The organism is Legionella jordanis (genome assembly GCF_900637635.1).
GTDB lineage: Bacteria > Pseudomonadota > Gammaproteobacteria > Legionellales > Legionellaceae > Tatlockia > Tatlockia jordanis.
Genome location: NZ_LR134383.1, coordinates 353,444 through 372,460, shown reverse-complemented (window position 1 = coordinate 372,460; position 19,017 = coordinate 353,444). Strand labels below are relative to the sequence as shown.

Below are 19,017 nucleotides of genomic sequence, written 5' to 3'. Positions count from 1 at the left end.
ACCATAGAGTAGCAACATGAAAGAAACAATCATCGACCATATTTGCGCCAAAGGGTTTCATGTCATTGACCATTTTTTACCCGTTAAGGACTTTAAACATTTACGAGAAAAGGCGGACGGGTTACAGCAGGATGGGCAATTTAGGAGGGCAAAAATTGGTCGGCAACTCAGCTCCATGTTGCATAATGACATCAGGACAGATGAAATTAACTGGCTTGACGAACACATCGAGGATAAAGCCGTTCAACCCTTTCTTGCCCGTATCAGCGAAATAGCCGCCATGCTTAATCAAGCTTTGTTTTTAGGCCTGGTTGAATTTGAGGCCCATTTTGCAGTTTATCAACCCGGTTCTTTCTACAAGAAGCACATTGATCAATTTGCAACAACCCAAGATCGGCAAATTTCCTGCGTTTACTACTTAAATCATTGCTGGCATGAGCAGGATGGCGGGGAGCTAAAGCTTTATAACCATGAAGGTGAATTGCTTTTTAACACAGCACCTTTGCCCAATCGCTTCATCTGTTTTAGAAGCGATTTGCCTCATGAGGTTTGCGTTACAAAAAATAGCCGCTACAGCATTGCCGGATGGCTAAAACGACGAAGTGAGGCTATTTAAATGGTCTGGGTCAACGCTCCAAGCTTATCGGTTAATTTAACATTTTCGGAGTAATCCACTGGGCAATCAATCAGCACCAGCTCATCGGAGTCAAGCGCTGTTTTTAAAGTTGGCAGTAAATCTTTAGTTGATTCAATCCGATAAGCTTTAATTCCAAAGCTTTCGGCGTATTTAACCAAATCAGGATTACTGAAGTAGACATGAGCAGCATGTCCGAATTCCAAGTTTTGCTTCCATTCAATTAAACCATAGGCTTCGTCGCGCCAAATTAAAATCACAAAAGGGGTTTTTTCCCTCTTTGCCGTTTCAATTTCCTGTGAGTTCATGAGGAAAGAGCCATCTCCCATAACTGCAACAATTTTGCGCTCTGGATAAATTAATTTTGCGGCAATGGCACCTGGTAAACTAAAAGCCATGGTAGCCAAACTGTTTGAAATCAAACAGGTATTGGATTCGTAGCAGGGATACAAGCGCGCCATCCACATTTTAAGGGCTCCAGTATCGCATAAAACAATGTCTTCATCGTCGAGCGATTTTCTAAGATCAGCGATGATCCTTTGCGGCTTAACAGGAAAAGAATCATCGTCCTCGTGCTCTTTAATTTCTTGCTCACTGAAGCACCGTAATGATTTTGTAGCCGAAGTTAAATGTTCGCGAGGTTTTATTTCGCTGACTAGGGCATCCAAGGCTGCAGTAATGCTTCCCTCAATACCTACTGCCAAAACATAATTACTGTCGACTTCTGCGACTGTGCCATGAATGTGGATAATTTTCTTATCGTTTTTAGGATTCCAGGATTTGGGAGCGTATTCAACCAGGTCATACCCTACGGTAATGACCACATCAGCCTCATCAAAGCCGAAGTTGCTGTAGTCATGACGCATAAACCCAATTGTGCCAATTGCAAGTGGATTGCGGGCCGAAACCACCCCCTTGGCCATAAATGTGGTGGCAACAGGAATTTTAGTCTGATTTACAAAGCGAGTAAGCCCTTCTTCAGCATGCTGTCGATAAACACCAGCGCCAGCCAAAATAATGGCATTTTGTGCAGAGTTGATAACCGTTGCAGCTTTTTTAATTTGATCCTGATTGGGCATGGTTAACTTTGGTGATTGCGGCTTTAAAGGAAGAACCGTCGTTTTTTCCTTAGCCACGTCTTCAGGAAGAATAAGAGCCACCGCCCCGCTGCGTTCAGCCTGAGCAACTTTGAATGCTTTACGTAGAAGTTCAGAAGCGACCGAAGGCAAGCTAATCATTGCACTCCATTTAGTAACTGGAGAAAATAACTTCACCAGATCAATGATTTGATGTGATTCCTTGTTCAGACGATTTAATGAAGCTTGGGCGGCTATAGCAATTAAGGGAGAGCTGTCCAAATTGGCATCCGCTGTTCCCAGCAACAGGTTAATAGCACCAGGACCGAGGGTGGCTAAGCAAACGCCTGCATTGCCGGTGAGCCGCCCATAAATATCTGCCATGAAGGATGCCCCTTGCTCATGCCTGGTTAAGATAAAGCGAATAGTCGTTGACTGGTTCAAGGCTTCGATGAAATCAATATTTTCTTCACCAGGTAAACCAAATATGTATTCAACTCCCTCCTCTTCCAGGCATTTTACAAGGAGTTCGGCTACTTTAAGCGAGGCTTTCTGGTCCATGGTAGATTCCTTCAGTAAAAAAAACTGCACATGATAAAGATTTTAGATCTTGTGGTGATTTTTACAACCTGGCTTAATTTGCGATCAAGCACTTAATTTGCTTAAAACAAAGGCTGTTAAAAATCCCAATACGGTGATTAAGCCTGCAAAGTCGTGAGTAACTGCAAATGCTTCGGGAATCATCGTATCCACCAACATGGCCAAAATAGCCCCTGCGGCAATTGCCGTAGTAGCTGCTATCACATCGCCGGAAAAATGACGAAAAATGGCATAGCCGCAGAGAGAGGCAATCCCTGAAAACAGTGCAATGCTTAGCCAAAGCCCAAATATATAAGAAGCACTTCTCCCTGCTTTTTTCATCCCTGTTACACTGGATAATCCTTCTGGAATATTAGATAAAAAAATCGCAGCCACAGCGACGTAATTGATGATTTTTCCTTGCAATAAGCTTAAGCCTATTACAATGGATTCAGGAATGCCGTCCAGTAAAGCTCCCACAGCAATGGCTAAACCACTTCCTTCCATCTCTTCTTCTGAAGGCTGAACATTACTCGATCGTTTTCGATGTTTGGCCCCGTTTTGACTAATGAGCCAGTTCGCTGCGGTATATACGAGAGCACCTATTAAGAAACCCAAAGCCGTCGAATCAAAACCACCTGATTGAAATGCCTTGTCCATTAGCTCAAAGGAGAGTGCCGAAATAAGAACCCCACTGCCATAAGCCATAACTGCAGCAGTAACCCGCTGAGAAACTTGCACATAATAGCCGAAAAAAGCCCCTATCAATAAAGCAAATCCTGTAACACCTCCCCACCAAAAGGCTTGTATCCACAGAGGAAACTGATGCATGTAATATCCTTATATCTTTCTTATGAGGTTAACATAATTCGCTCAATGAGAAACAGCTGGCTTCACTTAGTCCTTCCCCCGATATTTATGGACTTTCTTTCTCGTGTATAATGAATTTTTTTTAGCTTAAATCTCACTATGTATGCCTTGGAAATTAAACAACTGAGAAAAATTTACGGCAATGGCGTTGAAGCGCTAAGAGGAATTGATCTCAAGGTCCAGGAAGGAGATTTTTTTGCACTCCTCGGTGCCAATGGTGCAGGCAAATCAACAACCATCGGACTCATTACGACTTTACTGACGAAGACTTCTGGCAGTATCCATATTTGCGGCCACAATTTAGACAGTAAACCAGAGTTGGCCAAATCCTGTCTTGGGCTTGTTCCACAAGAGGTTAATCTCAATATTTTTGAAACTTGCGAGCAAATCCTCATCAATCAAGGGGGTTATTATGGCATTCCGCGCAAAGAAGCCACCGAACGCGCAAAATCCTTAATTGATCAGCTTGGTCTCTGGGACAAACGCGGCACCATCGTGCGACACCTGTCAGGAGGTATGAAAAGACGGCTAATGATAGCTCGAGCTTTGATTCACCGACCCAAGGTATTAATACTTGATGAACCAACCGCCGGCGTAGACATTGAGATTCGCCGCACCATGTGGGATTTTCTAACACGCACCAATAAAGAAGGCACCACGATTATTTTAACCACTCATTATTTGGAAGAAGCCGAGCAGCTTTGCAAGCATATTGCAATCATTGATCAGGGCCAAATTATAGAAAATACATCCATGAAAACGTTGTTGAAGAGCCTGCATCATCAAACCTTCATTTTTAACACATTAAAACCCATTGAATCTTTGCCTGAAATGAAATCTTTTGTAGTGACTTTAATTGATAATAATACCTTTGAACTGCGAGTGGATAACCAATGGTCCTTAAATCAGGTTTTTGCCGAATTGAGCAAACATGATCTTAATATTTCCAGCATGCGCAACAAGACAAATCGTTTAGAAGAATTATTTTTGGATTTGATTAATCATGGCCATTAAACAACAAAGCATTGCGCTATATACCATTGTTCGACGTGAACTGGTCCGAATGTTTCGAATTGCCAGTCAGGTATTTTTGCCACCGGTCATTACCACGGCTCTATATTTTTTAATTTTTGGCAGTCTAATTGGCTCGCGGATTGGTCCTGTCGCTGGCGTCAATTATCCTCTTTTTATAGCCCCAGGCCTGATTATGATGTCAGTTATCACCAACGCCTACAGCAATGTTTCTACTTCTTTATTTAGCGTGCGCTTTCAAAAGAGTATTGAAGAAATGCTAGTCAGTCCCATGCATGACAGCTTACTGCTCCTAGGCTATGTTTTGGGTGGAGTGTTAAGAGGATTGATTGTGGCGATTTTAGTTTTTGTCGTATCTTGTTTTTTCATGACCGTTGAGTTTCATAACATTCTTTTGAGCCTTGTGGTAGTCCTCCTGGTTTCCGCTTTATTTTCTCTCGCAGGATTTACCAATGCCATGTTAGCTCGCAATTTTGATGACGTAATGATCATTCCCACTTTCGTGTTAGCCCCTCTGACTTATTTAGGCGGCGTGTTCTATACCACCAACATGCTGTCACCCTTCTGGCAAAAGATTTCTCATTTAAATCCCATTCTGTACATGGTCAATGCGCTAAGATACGCCATGATAGGCCAACAAGAAGTAAACATATTGACCGCCATGGCCATTATTTGCATAATGGTTATATTGTTGGCTGCACTCAATATGGTTCTTCTAAAAAGAGGTGTCGGTCTACGTGATTGATGAGAGTAGGCGATGGACGATTTAATTAGAAATTATGTACTGTGTTTAGAAAACTTTGGAAAGCACCACAATTCCCGGGACCTTTGCGAATTGTCTTTGAATTTGGCAGCTGTCCTGAGGCAGAAGCATACCGTCTTAGAGCTTTTGCAGTCGATAACACAAGCCGTTGAAGAGGCCCAGCGCTTTATTGGCGTAGAACCATTAATCAAGCAACTTAAACAATGGGAAATTCATCTGGAAACTCTGGCACAATTGGAAGCCAGTGCCGGAAATGTGTTGCTAACATTACAGTTTGTGGGCAAAACCTTTGCGCTGAAGTCGGTGATGGAAGAAATTTTAAAAACCCCCAATTATACCCTTCACAATAATGGTTTAAGTTTTTTAAAGTATTTGCATTCAAACTCATTGCAACCCTTATTAAATTATCTGGACCAGCTTCCTGCGGTTACCCGTTCTACTGTGACTCAAGTGGGCAGCTTTCAGCATAATTCTTCTCTTGGGTTTGCCTATTCACAATGTGTCGACCTTCTAAATAGCAATTCTAAAGCATTTAATGAACGCAATGAACAACAAGTATTTGCTAACAATTTGTTGCAAACTGTATTACTCATCTATCGCGATCTGCATCGGCAAACACAAAATACCATTGAGCTTAGTGTAAGTTCTTGCGTCTTGAGTTAAGCCACTTTAGTTTGTAAGATTCATTTTTTTGATCTAGGGAATTGAGCATGCTGCGACTTGCCAGTTTTGTGCTGCTTTCTGGCTTAAGCTTTTTAAGCTTGGCCAAAGCTTGTGAAACCAAACGGGAATTATTCATCGAAAACTCTGCTGCCAAGGTGTGGAAAACAACCATTTGTCCGCAGCAAATTTTGCCTTTCCATACTCATGAATACGCACGGGTAGTCATACCGGAAGAGTCTGGAGTTTTGAAAGTTGTTTATGCTTCTGGTAAAGAATATACTTTTAAACTCAAGCAGAAAACCCCAATTTTTTTAAGTCAAGCTCAGGGCAAAGATTCTCATCAAGACATCAATGTGGGCTCCAATGTACTGCACGTTATTGTTGTAGAGCTTCGGAACCAGCCAGATGCCAAATAATATTTTGATTGCCGAAATGAATAACCCATTTTGGCAGTTCTCGCTTAGGGTTTATCATTGTAGGCAAGTCAGAGAAAGTTGCCTGAATTTGCAAGATCAATTTCACGTTAACGTGAATTTGCTGCTTCTTTGCCTTTGGCTTTCCATGTATGTTGAACCCATTGAACAAGAAGAGTTTTTAAGCGCTTGCCATGCGATTAAAAACTGGCAAGATTACTTAACAATTCCGTTAAGAAAGCTACGCCAATTTTTAAAAACAGAAATCAGCAACGATTGGCTCAAGAATTTTTACCATCAGCTCTTACAAGATGAGCTGATTTCTGAAGCCTATCAGCAACATCAGCTGTTCCTGCATTTTAAAGACAAGCAAAGGAGCAAACCTGAAGAAAATAAACAATTGGCTTTTTGTTATTTACAATGGCTATTCACCGATTCGCAATTAGATGCTGACGAATCCACTCTAATCAATTTTATTAACATTCTCTGTGCTGCCTTCGAGGATGAATCCTGAAACTCTCAACTGTCCAGATAAGGAAATTCCTGCTTTAAAATAGCCAATGCATTTGGCAAAAGCTGTTTGTTTTTTATAATGAGTATTACCGTATCATCACCGGCTATGGTGCCAATAATTCCTGAAGGGCTTTCCTCCTGAAAAGAGAAACTCACGTATTTTCGGTCAATAAAGGATGCCAGGCTGCTGGCGCTTGCAGGGTGGGTGTGTAGGACAATTAAACCAAAATCAGAGATTTGCATATTTAACACTAATGGCAGGTTAGGAAGTGCAAAATCAACCACCCGGTACACACCTGCCACTTTGGCAATTTTCAGCTTTTTAAGTTTACGTGACAATGTAGCTTGGGGAATATCATAGCCTCTTTCGCTTAGAAAGTGTTGTAAATCGCTTTGCTCCATAATTTCCCGGGTTTGCACAATGCTTAAAATGTGCCCATCAAGAATGCTGTCGTAGGACATTCATCACTCCATTTGAATATAAAATCATTTTTAGAAATTATATTCACTTCTGGTTGACAAGACAATCCCGTCTTCAGTATAGTCATAAAATGAATAAATTCTGGATATGCAATCATGAAGCCGTTTGTAATTACTATTCTATTGAGCAGCTCTCTATTATTGATGGGATGCAATGATGAAAAAAATGAGCAAGTAATCCATTTTGGCATTGCCGCCGAATATCCACCTTTTGAATATCAAAAAGGCAATCAGCTGAAAGGTTTTGATGTGGACTTAGCCAATTTGATTGCCGCCCATCTGGGTAAAAAAGCTGAGTTTGACAACATGCAGTTTAGCACCATTTTACCAGCCCTAAGCAGCGGTAAAGTGGATGCTGCAATATCCACCATCACCATCACTAAAGAACGAAGCAACAATTTTGACTTTAGTAATCCCTACTATTTTGAAGAAATGGCTACTGTGTTTCGCAATGAGAGCCCTGTGCTTGATTTAAAACATTTGAAGGACAAAAAAACGGCCTGTCAATTGGGCAGCACCATGGAAATCTGGCTAAAGAATCATATACCGGGGGAAAATATTGTCAGCCTGGATAATAACAACCAGGCCATTGAGGCATTAAAAGCTGGACATGTTGAAGCAGTACTCATGGACGCTCCTCAGGCTGCATTATTCAGCCAAAAAAACCCAAGGCTGCTATATGCCATTATTGCCCATTCCGAAGATGGCTATGGCATTGCTTTAAAGAAGGGTTCGCCTTTAAGTGCCAAAATCAATCGTGCACTCAACACTCTGAAAGCCAATGGCAAATTGGAAGAATTAAAAAATAAATGGCTTGTGGGGGTAAAATGAGTGCGGTCTATCAAAATCTACTGTTTATTGGACAGGGCATGGTCTTAACTCTCCTGCTCTTAATTGGCGGTTTAGGCCTTGGGCTTTTGCTGGGAACATTTTTAGCAATTAGCCGCCATCTAAATTGGTTTAAAAGCATCATAAACCGGTTTATTTCCCTGGTGCGGGGTACTCCCTTAATCCTGCAATTGAGCTTTGTTTATTTTGCCTTACCCCAGTTATTGGGTTTGAATTTAACCGTTTTGACGGCTGGTATCTTAACCTTTGGATTAAATAGCTCGGCTTACATTGCTGAAATTTTACGGGCCGGAATAGAACATATCCCCAATGGCCAGTTTGAAGCGGCAAAAACTCTCGAAATTCCTGCATTCTACGTTTGGAAAGATATTATTTTACCCCAGGTGCTAAAAAACATTTTACCGGCCCTTATTAATGAAAGTATTGCCCTTCTTAAAGAAACAGCATTAATTTCAACCATCGGTGGCATGGACCTCATGCGAAAAGCCCAAGCACTTGCGGCAGAACAATTCAGCTATTTTCTCCCGCTTTGCATTGCAGGATTGTATTACTATGGTTTTGTAGTGCTCATTGAATACCTAAGCAAAAAAATTGCACAAGGAGAAGCACATGTTGCAGGTTAAAAACGCCTCTAAAAATTTTGGTATTCATAACGTCTTCAATGCAGTTAGTTTCAGCGTTTTCCCTCATGAAATTGTGGGATTAGCCGGAGCCTCTGGCAGTGGAAAATCTACATTACTGCGTTGCCTTCAAGGTTTTGAACGCCTAGACCATGGCTCAATTCATTTTGATGGGCGAAGCGGCTTCATGTTTCAGGATTTTCAATTGTTTCCACACATGACGGTGCTTAACAATTTAATTTATGCCCCGAATCTTAAAGACGGCAAAGAGCACAAAGAAGAAGCATTCTCTTTGCTCAAGCAATTAGGCATTGCGGATAAAGCCCATGTTTTGCCTGCGCGTTTGTCAGGGGGGCAAAAACAACGCGTCGCCTTAGCGCGAAGCTTAATGATGAAACCTTCCCTTTTGTTGTGCGATGAGCCCACTTCAGGGCTTGATTTGGCAAGCATAGAAGACGTAATTGTTTTGCTCAATACTGTAAAAGCATTGGGAGTTAGCATGGTGATTGCATCGCATGATTTAAATTTTTTAAGTCAATTGTCCGATCGCGTGCTCATCATTGGCAATGGGAAATTGCTCGCAGATTTGCAACCCAAGCAATTGGAAAAACCAATTGAAGAATTAAGACAGTATTACCAGGAGAAAAATCATGACTGAAAGCAATCAAAATAAAATTGTACTGGCCTACTCTGGCGGCTTGGATACGTCGGTTATGATCCCCTGGCTTAAGGAAAATTATCACAACGCAGAAGTTATTGCCGTCATTTGCAACCTAGGACAGCAAGAAAATCTTGAGGCAATCAAGGAGAAGGCGATTAAAAGCGGGGCTGCTAAAGCCTGTTTACTCGATGTACAAGAGGAGTTCATTCATAACTACCTCTGGCGCTTGGTCAAAGCGGGTGCCCTCTACGAAAATCAGTACATCTTAGGCACGATTTCTCGCCCCTTAATTGCCAAAAAGATCATTGAAATCGCCCTAAAAGAAAATGCTTATGCGGTGGCCCACGGCGCAACGGGCAAGGGTAACGATCAAGTGCGGTTTGAATACAGCTTTAAAGCCCTTGCCCCGGACTTGAAAATCATAGCCCCATGGCGTGAATGGGACATTAAATCCCGACAAGAAGCCATTCAATATGCCAAACAGCATGGAATTGAAGTTCCGGTAACGCCACAATCCCCATTTTCTCGCGACCAAAACCTTTGGTATGTTTCACATGAAGGAGGAGTATTAGAAGATCCTGCCCATGAATCGCCTAAAGATTTACTGTTGATCACTTCTCCTTTAGAAGAAACTCCCAACGAAACTGAAGCCATCAGCCTCCAGTTCGAGCAGGGAGTGCCCATTGCTCTAAACGGCGAATGCTTATCCCCGAAACTTCTCTTGCAAAGTTTGAATGAAACAGCCGGCAAGCATGGAATTGGCGTTTGCGACATCATTGAAAACCGCTTAGTAGGTATGAAAATTAGAGGGATCTATGAAGCACCTGGCGCTTTTGTTCTTTACAAAGCGCATCAAATGCTAGAAAGCTTATGCCTTGAGCGTCAATTGCTGCATCTAAAACAATCCTTACAGCATAATTACGCTAATTTGGTGTACGAAGGCCGCTGGTTTTCCCAAACCAGGAAAGCTTTGGATGCTTTCATCGATGAAACGCAACGATACATCAGCGGCACTGTCCATTTAAAATTATTTAAGGGGAACATACTGGCCAGCAGCATGTCCTCACCCTACAGCCTTCATAATCCTGCGTTCGCTACCTTTGAAGAAGATTGCGTGTATGATCAAAAAGACGCAGAAGGTTTTATTAATCTGTTTTCATTGTCGGCCAAAATATACGGCATGGTGCACAAAGGAGACCAGCATGACCAGTAAAACATGGGGGGGACGATTCAAAAAAGCCATCGATGAACGTGTGGCTCAATTTAATGCTTCTTTATCTTTTGACTTCCTGCTATTCCCCTACGATATTGCAGGAAGCAAAGCTCATGCCCGCATGCTGGCTAAACAAGGTTTACTCACTGTAGTGGAGGCCAAGCAAATTGAAGAAGCATTAACTGAGATCGAGATGGAACTAAAGGAAGGTCAGCATGTGTTAGATAACTCCTGTGAAGACGTCCATATGTTTATTGAGCAATTGCTCATCAATAAACTTGGTGAAGTCGGCAAAAAGCTCCATACAGGCCGCAGTCGAAATGATCAAGTTGCCTTGGATTTGCGCTTGTATTCTCGCGAAGCAGGCCAACAGATTGAAGAGTTGTTAAGACAACTTATAGCGACATTGAATAGATTGGCAGAACAACATCAAAACGACCGCCTCCCCGGTTATACCCACCTGCAGCCTGCACAACCCATATATTTAGGCTGGTTTTTCAAAGCTTATCTGTCTATGTTTCAACGTGACATGAGCCGTTTTGAAGACTGGCACAAACGCATGAATTTCTCCCCCCTGGGGGCTGGGGCCTTAGCAGGAAGCAACCTTCCCTTAGACAGACACTGGGTGGCTGAACAACTCGGCTTCCAGGGTATTATCGATAACACGATAGATGCTGTAAGCGATAGGGATTTTGTCATTGAATTTTGCAGCGTTGCGGCCATTATCATGATGCATTTGTCACGCCTGTGTGAGGATTTGATTTTGTGGGCTAGCGAAGAATTTCATTTTGTAGAACTTGATGATGCTTTTGCCACTGGCTCGTCTCTTATGCCCAATAAAAAAAACCCGGATGTTTTGGAGTTAATCCGGGGTAAAACAGGGAGAGTTTATGGCCATCTCGCAGCAATATTAACGGTGATGAAGGCTTTGCCTTTAAGCTACAACAAAGACATGCAGGAGGACAAAGAAATATTATTTGATAAGGTTAACACGCTGAAAGCTTGTTTGAGCATCATACGTCCCTTTTTAGAAAACCTGCATTTTAATACCACAGCAATGGAGGAAAGGGCAAACAGCGGTTACTTAGAAGCTACTCATGTACTGGAAGAGCTCGTGTTGCAGGGAGTTCCTTTTCGCGACGCCCATCATCTCGTTGGCCAATGGGTTAAGCAAGCCATTGATGAGCAATGCTCCCTAGCAGAAATTATTCAACAACAAAATAATCATTTAAATCTAGATTCTAAAGACTAACTGAGCTAACTTAGAACATTAACCCGAACCAAACAACCCATGATTATTGCATATCTGGACAATGGTGCCTTGCAAGCCCACGAAATACATAAGCACAATCTGGCTCTGCTTGAACAAGCCCTTTGGATTGACCTGGTTTCACCCAGCATGGATGAGGAAAACTTGCTGGAGCAAACGCTTAACTTAAATATCCCAACCCGCGAAGAGATGTGGGAAATTGAGTTATCAAGTCGTTTGTATAAAAACAAAGATGCCTTGTTCATGACCGCCAATATGATCGCCCATGCGGATTCCCCAAATCCCAAAAACGAAGCAGTCACCTTTGTCTTGACCAAAAGCAAATTAATCACCGTGCGTTATATCGAACCCTCCGCATTTAAGCTGTTCATCATGCAACTGCACAAATTTGAAGTGAATCGCGCAAATGCAGTGATTCTCTTAATTGGTTTATTGGAAGCTGCTGTGGACCGATTTGCAGACATTCTCGAAAGCATAGCTCATAAATTGGAACAGGTATCGAAAAGCATTTTCCGACCTGAATTGATTGCCGATGATCATGAGGAGCAATTGAATTACCAACAAGTCATTTTGAAAATCGGAAATTTGGCTGATTTGAACACCGCTGCAAGAGAATGCCTGGTGAGCTTCAGTCGCCTCATTGCTTTTTTTAGCCAGGCAGCGTCCACACAAGTAGATAATGAAGGCCAAAGCCGCATCGCAACCCTGACGAAAGATATTAATTCCTTAAGCGATCATGCCAGTTTCATTTCCACCAAGGTAAATTTTTTGCTGGATGCCACTTTGGGAATGATCAACATTGAGCAAAACCGAATCATAAAAATCTTTTCGGTGGCAGCCGTTATTTTTTTACCTCCGACGCTAATTGCAAGCATTTATGGCATGAATTTCAAATGGATGCCTGAACTCGAATCACCCTGGGGATATTGGCTTGCTTTGTCTGCGATGCTTCTTTCGGCAATTTTGCCTTATAAATTTTTTAAATATAAAAAATGGTTATAAATTGCCTGGCAAATTCCAGCCAGGATTCACAACCATCAACTGTTGTTGCTGATCAAGCAACCCAAGTTTATGCATTATTTCACGTGGAGCGACACTTCGCGGTAGATTGAATTGATTAAATCTTGGGTTTTTCCGTGATGACTGAAGAAAAAACTGCCGGTTGCGGCATATTTAAATGCCCCACATATCCCAAGCGGAAGAATCATTAAAGCATTCAACAGAACCAGGCCAATTCGTTGTAAAGAATTGTACTTATCCAAGCCACTGTGGATATATAATTCCTGGATATGCTTGGCAATCTCGGATTCATATTCAGTGGTTTCCTCTTTGGTGATGGTATTTATTAGAAAGCTCAGGGTATTTTCTAATACCTGAATCCGATTATCCTTGCCTTGGTATTTTAATTTCAGGCGCTCAATTTCCTCTTCCAGAAGTGGGATCATTTCCTGATTTACAATCATTGGCACATTTGAAGTGATTATCTTTTCCTTTATCAATAATGTTTTTACATATTTGGGAAGATTGGTTTTAAAGTCAGGCCGTATTCTCCATACGCTTTCGCCATCTTCTTCATCATAACTATAAACATCACTCATGCTAAGGATGCCGTGTTCAGTGAATGGTTCAAGGATTGAGCAGATGCTTTTATCAAGATCAGGAGTTAAGGGGATAGGATAGTAAGGTGATAACAGTGAATTAAAGTTAACAACAATATTATTCAGAATAGTCTGGTAATTATAATTTTTTTCAAAATAATCTTTTAACTGGTTCTGAGTTTGATGATTAAGTCCCTGAGGTTTGAACCGTTCATCACTGTACCCTGAAATTTCATTGCTTCCGGGGATGTTCCAACCCAATGTTTCACCATATCTATTACAAAAATAATGGACATGAATACTACTGCCATCCCTTATTTTATGCTTGGCTATCCATTCCTCAGCAAACTCGTGCACAATATTTTTCCTCAGCTCCGCAAGCCAGGAAATGAGGGTTGGTTTTTGGGTTAATTCAAACACGATTTCTGCTAGCTGGGTATGGGCACCGGTTGCACATACCATCACTCGCTCACCCAGAGCCATAATGAATTGGCGTTTTTTTAGCTCTTCCCAATCCCTTATCAGAAAAAAAATAGTTTCAAGATTCTTTTTGTAGCTCAGATAATAGGCCTTTTGAACTTGCGCATTCTCAGATACATAACTGGTATCCTTAAGCTCCTTTTTAAGTATTTCGACCTCTTCCCTGATTCTTCCCACCTCAGGATTGGCAACATTTTTTAAAACAAAGTTGGCCAACACGTCAATTAAAGCAGCAAGCTGTTCTCCATACTGGGGATTTTCATAGGTATAGCATGGCTCAGCTTTGTATAAAGAAAATAAAACCTTTGACCAATCATGTTGCTCGATTTGAATGGCTTCATAGGCTAAGAAAGCTGACGGAGCGGGTGAATACAAAACCTTAGGCATTTCATCTTCTAAACGAAAAATCAGGCCTATATAATAACAATTTGAATTTTTTTGCACAATAATGCCAAGTAAATAGCCACGAAAAAGCCACTAAGCCAACAGGCATGAATCTTTCTGACGTGTAGAACGTTAACGCCTAAATGAATGACTAGTGCTGTAAGGGGAAAACCAAACCGAAACCATCTGTTTACATCAGTCGATGTTGGGTCTCTTGGAGCTTGCTGTTCTTTATTTGGGCTTAAAGCCTAAAGCCCTTAAGCGCTGCTCCAGACTTGGGTGTGTAGAAAACAGATTATTCAGAGATTTTATCGGGTCAATGCTTGAGGGATCAAACAAGTACGAGGCTTGTCGTACTTGTTCATGGGGAGTCTCACCATATTGATGACGATACTGCTCAGCATGCTGCTGATGATCATCTGCTATTTTCAGTAAAGCGCGAGCCATTGGATCATTATCACGCATCAATTCTACCGCTCCCGCATCGGCCATGTATTCCCGGGTGCGGCTTAAAAATAAAGCCAGTACCACAGTTATAATGGGCAGCAGATAGCGCAATAACATGATTACCATAAATAAAACATTATTATTATCATTGCGCCGGTCTCGTCGATATAGGCTTGAATAAAACAGCATATCAATCACGATGAGCAAAATGTTGCTTAATATGGCCACCGTGAGCGTCAGTTTAATGTCGTGATGCCTGATATGGCTTAATTCATGCGACATCACAGCCTGCATTTCAGCCCGGTTTAACTTTTCCATTAAGCCACGGGTAATTGCAACCATCGCTGACTTTTCGCTGTATCCTGCAGCGAATGCATTCATATAATCGGCTTCAATCAAAAAAACCTTCGGCATAAAATGCAATCCGGCAGCCACTTTCATTTCCTCAACTACATTATACAATTGCTGCTCTTGTAAATTTTGCGCCGTTTCAGCTGTTATTTCACGGTACTCCGTCCCTAACAACATGATGCGATCATAAAACGAGTAAGTAATTAATAAGGAGATTACTGCAACCACCAGCATGATCATGGTGCCATAAGGCCAGACCCTAAAGCTGAGCAAAGCCCACAAGCATTGCTCAAGGGTTGCATTTGGATAATTATTCACCAGGATAACCATGTCTGCTAGCAAACCGATTGCCAGATAAATGGCAAAAAAAATGGCAATGACCAGACGAGTTTTACGTTCATTTTTACGTAACTGCTCTCGCCAGTCGCCCACGGAAGCATGATAATCCTTCAAGGCCATAATGTACTCAGAATTTTACGGTATAAGCCTCACGGGCCTGAATTTGCTCTTCAGGTAATGCCCAATAATCATATTCTTTGTCTAATTTAGAGGAAAACATACTGACAACCATCGATTCAAAAAAGGATTTCTTTTTTGCGTAGTAACGTTCAATGCTGTCATTGTAAGCCTGTTTGGCATAAGACAGTTTATTTTCAGTATTGACTATTTCCTCTTGCAGCTGCAGCGCATTGGTATTCGCTTTTAGATCGGGATATTGTTCAAAAACCACATTAAGTCCCGAAGCAATTTGTGAAATTTGATTCTCGGCATTCATTCGTGCCTTTTCATCCCCAGCGGCTTTGGCCGCTTGAGCCTGGTTACGCAAAGCAACCACATCTTTAAGCGTGGTTTGCTCATAATTCATGTATTTTTTCACCGTCTCAATGAGGGATTCGAATACTTTATAGCGGCGATCCAGTTGGATATCAATTTGCCGTTTGTTGTTATTTATCGCCTCTATCATGCCAATCAACTTGTTAAATACGCCGATTGCCCAGAAAAATATAAGTACAACCAGGACTAAAATGATAATAACCGCAGTACTCATTGCAATTTTCCTTTCATTATTCTTCTTAATGTTATAGTCCTAAAATAAAGGAAAAAGCAAACACTCCTTCAGATTCCAGAACAACTCTAACTGTTCCATGAGTTAGTCCATTTGTACATGTGCTTTCGACACGGGACTGAAAACAACTGCTGGATAAGGAAAAAATCATGATTAACACTAAAAAAATAATTGAAGAGGATGCAAAAATCGCTGCTTTTGTGCTGCCATTGTCTGAGATCGTTAATACTCCCAAAGGAAAGATTGAAATTCTCCATCTAAGCAGCAATTTCAGACCTGCAAAATCTTCAGATGCACCTACGATACTCTTAATTCATGGTGCTATTGGTGGCCATGATCAGAGCGTATGGTTATTTGATTTTCTATTTGGCCTTGGTTTTAATGTCCTGGGTTTATCTCGACCTGGTTATTGCAGAACTCCTCTCGCGCCATCACAAACATTTGTTGAGCAAGCGGATCTGATTGCGGCTGTTCTCGATGAACTAGGCATCAATCAAGTCATCGCCATAGGCCTAAGCGCAGGCGGACCTACACTTTACCAATTAGCCATTCGCCATCCAGATAAAGTAAAGGCTTTAGTCGCCATTAACTGCATCTCCAGGCGCTTTCAAATACTTCGCACTATTCCCAAATTTATGCCTTATTTATTGGGACGGGTAGGAAGCTGGTTCTTGAATCAGTTGGTAAGACTTAAACCTGTGTTGAGCGCGAAGCTCTTTTTAAAAATCAATTCTTTATTAAGCGAAGAAGAGATTGAGGCACGCGCTTTTGAAATCGCAACTGATCCCGCACGATTTAAATACATTAACCGATTCTACAAATGCATTTTACAGTTCAACAAGCTGCGGAAGAATGGCGTAAACAATGATTTAAAACAAGTCCGTGATTTAAAATCTTTGGCTTTGAAAGACATCAAATGCCCAAGCCTGATAATCCATGGGACTGCCGATGCCGCGGTGTTATTTTACGATGGCCTGTATGCTGCATCTTGCATCTTAAAGGCAAAGCCTATTTGGATTGAAGAGGGTTCGCATTTTGGCTTATGGTTAAGTCCACAAGCCAAAGAGATCCAGAGTCAACTTATCCATTTTGTCAAGCAATATGGCGATAGCAATGAGAGTTCTTAGGGGTTATGAACCGCATTGTTTGTAGGTTCAGGCGCCTCCACTGGCACATCAGGTGTGGAGTCAAGTTTTTTGGTCACTGGGGTACTAAAGTTGTCGAAGTAAATGAATCCAAGGATGGCTACCAGGATAACGATAATCATTGTGGCTATACCAACGTTCTTATTTTTCATGATTAGCTCCTTTCCCTACTTGTCTTCAGTATAGCGACAAATAGTTCTTTTATATTAATATTTTATTGTAAAGATTGAGTTAGAAAATTAGTTTTTACTGCCTATTTCTCTTTAGCAAACGCGAATATTCAGGAACTGCCAGGGATCAGTTTCATCAATCTTTTCTTCAAACAATCGGCCGCGATGCTTAAGTGGAGTCCAATCGCTATAATATCCTGCCACTCTTCCCAAGTAAGGCATGGCTATTTCGAGAACATCTCGATAATCCATCTCTTCTGGTTCTACGATTCCGCGAACAGGATTTTGAATGGCCCAAATGAGTCCTGAAAGTATACCTGCTGCGACTTGTAAACTGGTGGCATTATTATAAGGAGCCAGTTTCCGGGCTTCTTGAATCGATAACTGGGAGCCAAACCAATAAGCCCCTCGTTTATTTCCCATTAGCAACACTCCAAGCTCATCAATACCTTGCGTGATCTCAGAAAACAGTAATCGTTTATTTTCTTGAGGAAACCATTCCTGTCCTTGCAGTTCATACAAGGAAAGAACGGCATCAGGACAAGGGTGGTAAGCATAGTGCACAGTAGGTCGGTAAAGCTCCTTTTCTTTTAAAGTCAGGTAGTTCCCTATCGAGATGGATTCCGCATGCGTTATTAAAAAACCATGATAGGCTCCAAAAGTGGGAGTCCAGGAACGAACCCTGGTGCTGGCGCCTGGCCGATTAAGATAAATAGCCGTGTTAGGGCCAAATTCATGCTGGTGAGCATCTTCAGGCCAATGTTTTTCATGCGAGCCCCAGCTCAGCTCAGCCGGTTGACTCCCCTCCGAAATGAAACCATCAACAGACCAGGTGTTTACAAACTCATTAGGATCTTTCACTCGAGTACTGCGCTGGCTATCATGCTCGGCAATGTGAATGCTTTTAATATTTAATTTTTGAGCTAATTTTGCCCATTCAGAGGCCCTTTGTGGATGGGGACAAGATAAGCCATTGTCCTTGGCCATATTCCAAAGTGCCTGTTTCACAAAATGAGAAACTAATCCTGGATTTGCACCATGAGTAATCACAGCTGTTGGTGCTGGGGAGCGACGAAGTTTTAAAACTTCTTCTCTTAAGGCGTAATTCGAGCGTAAAGACGGTGACAATGAAGTATTGGTGTATCCTCCTGCCCAAGGTTCAGTACTTGCATCCAGATAAAGGGCATTTTTTCGCTGGCAAAGTCTAATTAACTCCATACTTGATACATCCACCGATAAGTTCAATAAAAAATCCTCTTCCCTAAGTTCTTCACCAATGGTTTGTTCCAAATTGTCGCGGGTAATGGCGACCACTAAAAATTTTACGGCGTATTCTCTGGCGATGTGCTCTCCCTCAGCATGTTTACTCATGATTAGAATCTGAGAAGGGGATAGATTTAAATGCCGGAACAACAAGGGTAGAACCGCTTGTCCTATGCTGCCGAAACCCAGCATGATGATTCGTTTAGATAAGGCTGAAAGCTTGTTGTTGTTTTTCATGTTTTCCCTCATAGTCAAAGAACGGATGACTGTGCGTTCCTCACCATAAGCTTATGTTTTAAGCGTAGAAGAAATTTTTAAGAAAACAAAATTGAGCCTTCAAGGGAAAGGCATTGGCAAAGCTGTTCTATACTTTAAATAGGAAATAAATTGTCGATTTAAGGATGGCTATTGATGATTCAGACAATTAGAATTTTGGTTTCGCTGCTTATCATCACTCTAATGCCTTTGAGCTATGCA

Annotated in this window: 21 protein-coding genes; 13 read left to right on the top strand and 8 right to left on the bottom strand. The window is 41.7% G+C overall.

Annotated elements, in window-relative coordinates:
- Positions 1-16: 16 nt before the first annotated feature.
- On the top strand, positions 17-616 hold the full coding sequence (locus EL203_RS01715; protein WP_058469895.1) for a 2OG-Fe(II) oxygenase: 600 nt from the start codon (positions 17-19) through the stop codon (positions 614-616).
- Here the strand turns inward: EL203_RS01715 and EL203_RS01710 are convergent.
- Both EL203_RS01710 and EL203_RS01705 read right to left on the bottom strand, forming a co-directional pair.
- Positions 613-2,271 (bottom strand): acetolactate synthase large subunit, encoded by a 1,659-nt coding sequence (locus EL203_RS01710; RefSeq protein WP_058469894.1) that lies wholly within the window; start codon positions 2,269-2,271, stop codon positions 613-615. The two genes, EL203_RS01715 and EL203_RS01710, sit on opposite strands and share 4 nt — an antisense overlap.
- 84 nt (positions 2,272-2,355) lie before the next feature.
- Positions 2,356-3,120, bottom strand: a complete 765-nt coding sequence (locus EL203_RS01705) for a ZIP family metal transporter (protein WP_058469893.1) — start codon at positions 3,118-3,120, stop codon at positions 2,356-2,358.
- Positions 3,121-3,258: 138 nt separating this feature from the next.
- Between EL203_RS01705 and EL203_RS01700 the strand changes: the two genes are divergently transcribed.
- Genes EL203_RS01700 through EL203_RS01680 form a run of 5 tightly spaced genes read left to right on the top strand, consistent with a single transcriptional unit; the run spans position 3,259 to position 6,544 of the window.
- Positions 3,259-4,173, top strand: coding sequence for an ABC transporter ATP-binding protein (locus tag EL203_RS01700; protein ID WP_058469892.1), 915 nt, complete (start codon positions 3,259-3,261; stop codon positions 4,171-4,173).
- Complete coding sequence (locus EL203_RS01695) at positions 4,163-4,936, top strand: ABC transporter permease (protein ID WP_058469891.1); 774 nt, start codon at positions 4,163-4,165, stop codon at positions 4,934-4,936. Before EL203_RS01700 ends, EL203_RS01695 begins: the two co-directional genes overlap by 11 nt.
- Before the next feature lie 12 nt (positions 4,937-4,948).
- Positions 4,949-5,617, top strand: a complete 669-nt coding sequence (locus tag EL203_RS01690) for a hypothetical protein (protein ID WP_058469890.1) — start codon at positions 4,949-4,951, stop codon at positions 5,615-5,617.
- Between the two features lie 47 nt (positions 5,618-5,664).
- Entirely contained in the window at positions 5,665-6,033 is a 369-nt protein-coding gene (locus EL203_RS01685; protein ID WP_058469889.1) for a cupin domain-containing protein, read from the top strand.
- On the top strand, positions 6,023-6,544 hold the full coding sequence (locus EL203_RS01680) for a TIGR02444 family protein (RefSeq protein WP_058469888.1): 522 nt from the start codon (positions 6,023-6,025) through the stop codon (positions 6,542-6,544). The genes EL203_RS01685 and EL203_RS01680 overlap by 11 nt, the downstream gene beginning before the upstream one ends.
- A gap of 5 nt (positions 6,545-6,549) precedes the next feature.
- On the opposite strand, the gene EL203_RS01675 is transcribed toward EL203_RS01680, so the two are convergent.
- Entirely contained in the window at positions 6,550-7,005 is a 456-nt protein-coding gene (locus tag EL203_RS01675; protein WP_058469887.1) for an arginine repressor, read from the bottom strand.
- Positions 7,006-7,119: 114 nt separating this feature from the next.
- Between EL203_RS01675 and EL203_RS01670 the strand changes: the two genes are divergently transcribed.
- From EL203_RS01670 to EL203_RS01645, 6 genes are read left to right on the top strand one after another with little or no spacing between them, the layout of a single operon-like run.
- Entirely contained in the window at positions 7,120-7,854 is a 735-nt protein-coding gene (locus EL203_RS01670) for an ABC transporter substrate-binding protein (protein ID WP_058469886.1), read from the top strand.
- On the top strand, positions 7,851-8,495 hold the full coding sequence (locus EL203_RS01665; protein ID WP_058469885.1) for an amino acid ABC transporter permease: 645 nt from the start codon (positions 7,851-7,853) through the stop codon (positions 8,493-8,495). The genes EL203_RS01670 and EL203_RS01665 overlap by 4 nt, the downstream gene beginning before the upstream one ends.
- Positions 8,482-9,150 carry an ATP-binding cassette domain-containing protein gene (locus tag EL203_RS01660; protein WP_058469884.1) on the top strand — a complete coding sequence of 223 codons (669 nt, stop codon included), beginning with the start codon at positions 8,482-8,484 and terminating at the stop codon, positions 9,148-9,150. Before EL203_RS01665 ends, EL203_RS01660 begins: the two co-directional genes overlap by 14 nt.
- Complete coding sequence (locus EL203_RS01655) at positions 9,143-10,366, top strand: argininosuccinate synthase (protein ID WP_058469883.1); 1,224 nt, start codon at positions 9,143-9,145, stop codon at positions 10,364-10,366. Before EL203_RS01660 ends, EL203_RS01655 begins: the two co-directional genes overlap by 8 nt.
- Positions 10,356-11,618, top strand: a complete 1,263-nt coding sequence (gene argH, locus EL203_RS01650) for an argininosuccinate lyase (protein WP_058469882.1) — start codon at positions 10,356-10,358, stop codon at positions 11,616-11,618. Before EL203_RS01655 ends, argH begins: the two co-directional genes overlap by 11 nt.
- 39 nt (positions 11,619-11,657) lie before the next feature.
- The gene (locus EL203_RS01645; RefSeq protein WP_058469881.1) at positions 11,658-12,638 is read left to right on the top strand and encodes a magnesium transporter CorA family protein; all 981 of its coding nucleotides are present in this window, start codon (positions 11,658-11,660) and stop codon (positions 12,636-12,638) included.
- A gap of 74 nt (positions 12,639-12,712) precedes the next feature.
- On the opposite strand, the gene EL203_RS01640 is transcribed toward EL203_RS01645, so the two are convergent.
- The 3 genes from EL203_RS01640 to EL203_RS01630 all read right to left on the bottom strand — a co-directional run bounded on the left by EL203_RS01640 (position 12,713) and on the right by EL203_RS01630 (position 15,944).
- The gene (locus EL203_RS01640; protein WP_126320077.1) at positions 12,713-14,101 is read right to left on the bottom strand and encodes a hypothetical protein; all 1,389 of its coding nucleotides are present in this window, start codon (positions 14,099-14,101) and stop codon (positions 12,713-12,715) included.
- 228 nt (positions 14,102-14,329) lie between these two features.
- The gene (htpX, locus tag EL203_RS01635) at positions 14,330-15,355 is read right to left on the bottom strand and encodes a zinc metalloprotease HtpX (RefSeq protein ID WP_058469879.1); all 1,026 of its coding nucleotides are present in this window, start codon (positions 15,353-15,355) and stop codon (positions 14,330-14,332) included.
- 7 nt (positions 15,356-15,362) lie between these two features.
- Complete coding sequence (locus EL203_RS01630; RefSeq protein ID WP_058469878.1) at positions 15,363-15,944, bottom strand: LemA family protein; 582 nt, start codon at positions 15,942-15,944, stop codon at positions 15,363-15,365.
- Between the two features lie 167 nt (positions 15,945-16,111).
- On the opposite strand from EL203_RS01630, the gene EL203_RS01625 reads away from it, so the two are divergent.
- Positions 16,112-17,089 carry an alpha/beta fold hydrolase gene (locus tag EL203_RS01625; RefSeq protein WP_058469877.1) on the top strand — a complete coding sequence of 326 codons (978 nt, stop codon included), beginning with the start codon at positions 16,112-16,114 and terminating at the stop codon, positions 17,087-17,089.
- Here the strand turns inward: EL203_RS01625 and EL203_RS14270 are convergent.
- Together EL203_RS14270 and EL203_RS01620 are read right to left on the bottom strand one after the other, a co-directional pair.
- Entirely contained in the window at positions 17,086-17,259 is a 174-nt protein-coding gene (locus tag EL203_RS14270) for a hypothetical protein (protein WP_156413807.1), read from the bottom strand. The two genes, EL203_RS01625 and EL203_RS14270, sit on opposite strands and share 4 nt — an antisense overlap.
- A gap of 111 nt (positions 17,260-17,370) precedes the next feature.
- Positions 17,371-18,777, bottom strand: a complete 1,407-nt coding sequence (locus EL203_RS01620; RefSeq protein ID WP_058469876.1) for a homospermidine synthase — start codon at positions 18,775-18,777, stop codon at positions 17,371-17,373.
- Positions 18,778-19,017: the final 240 nt, after the last annotated feature.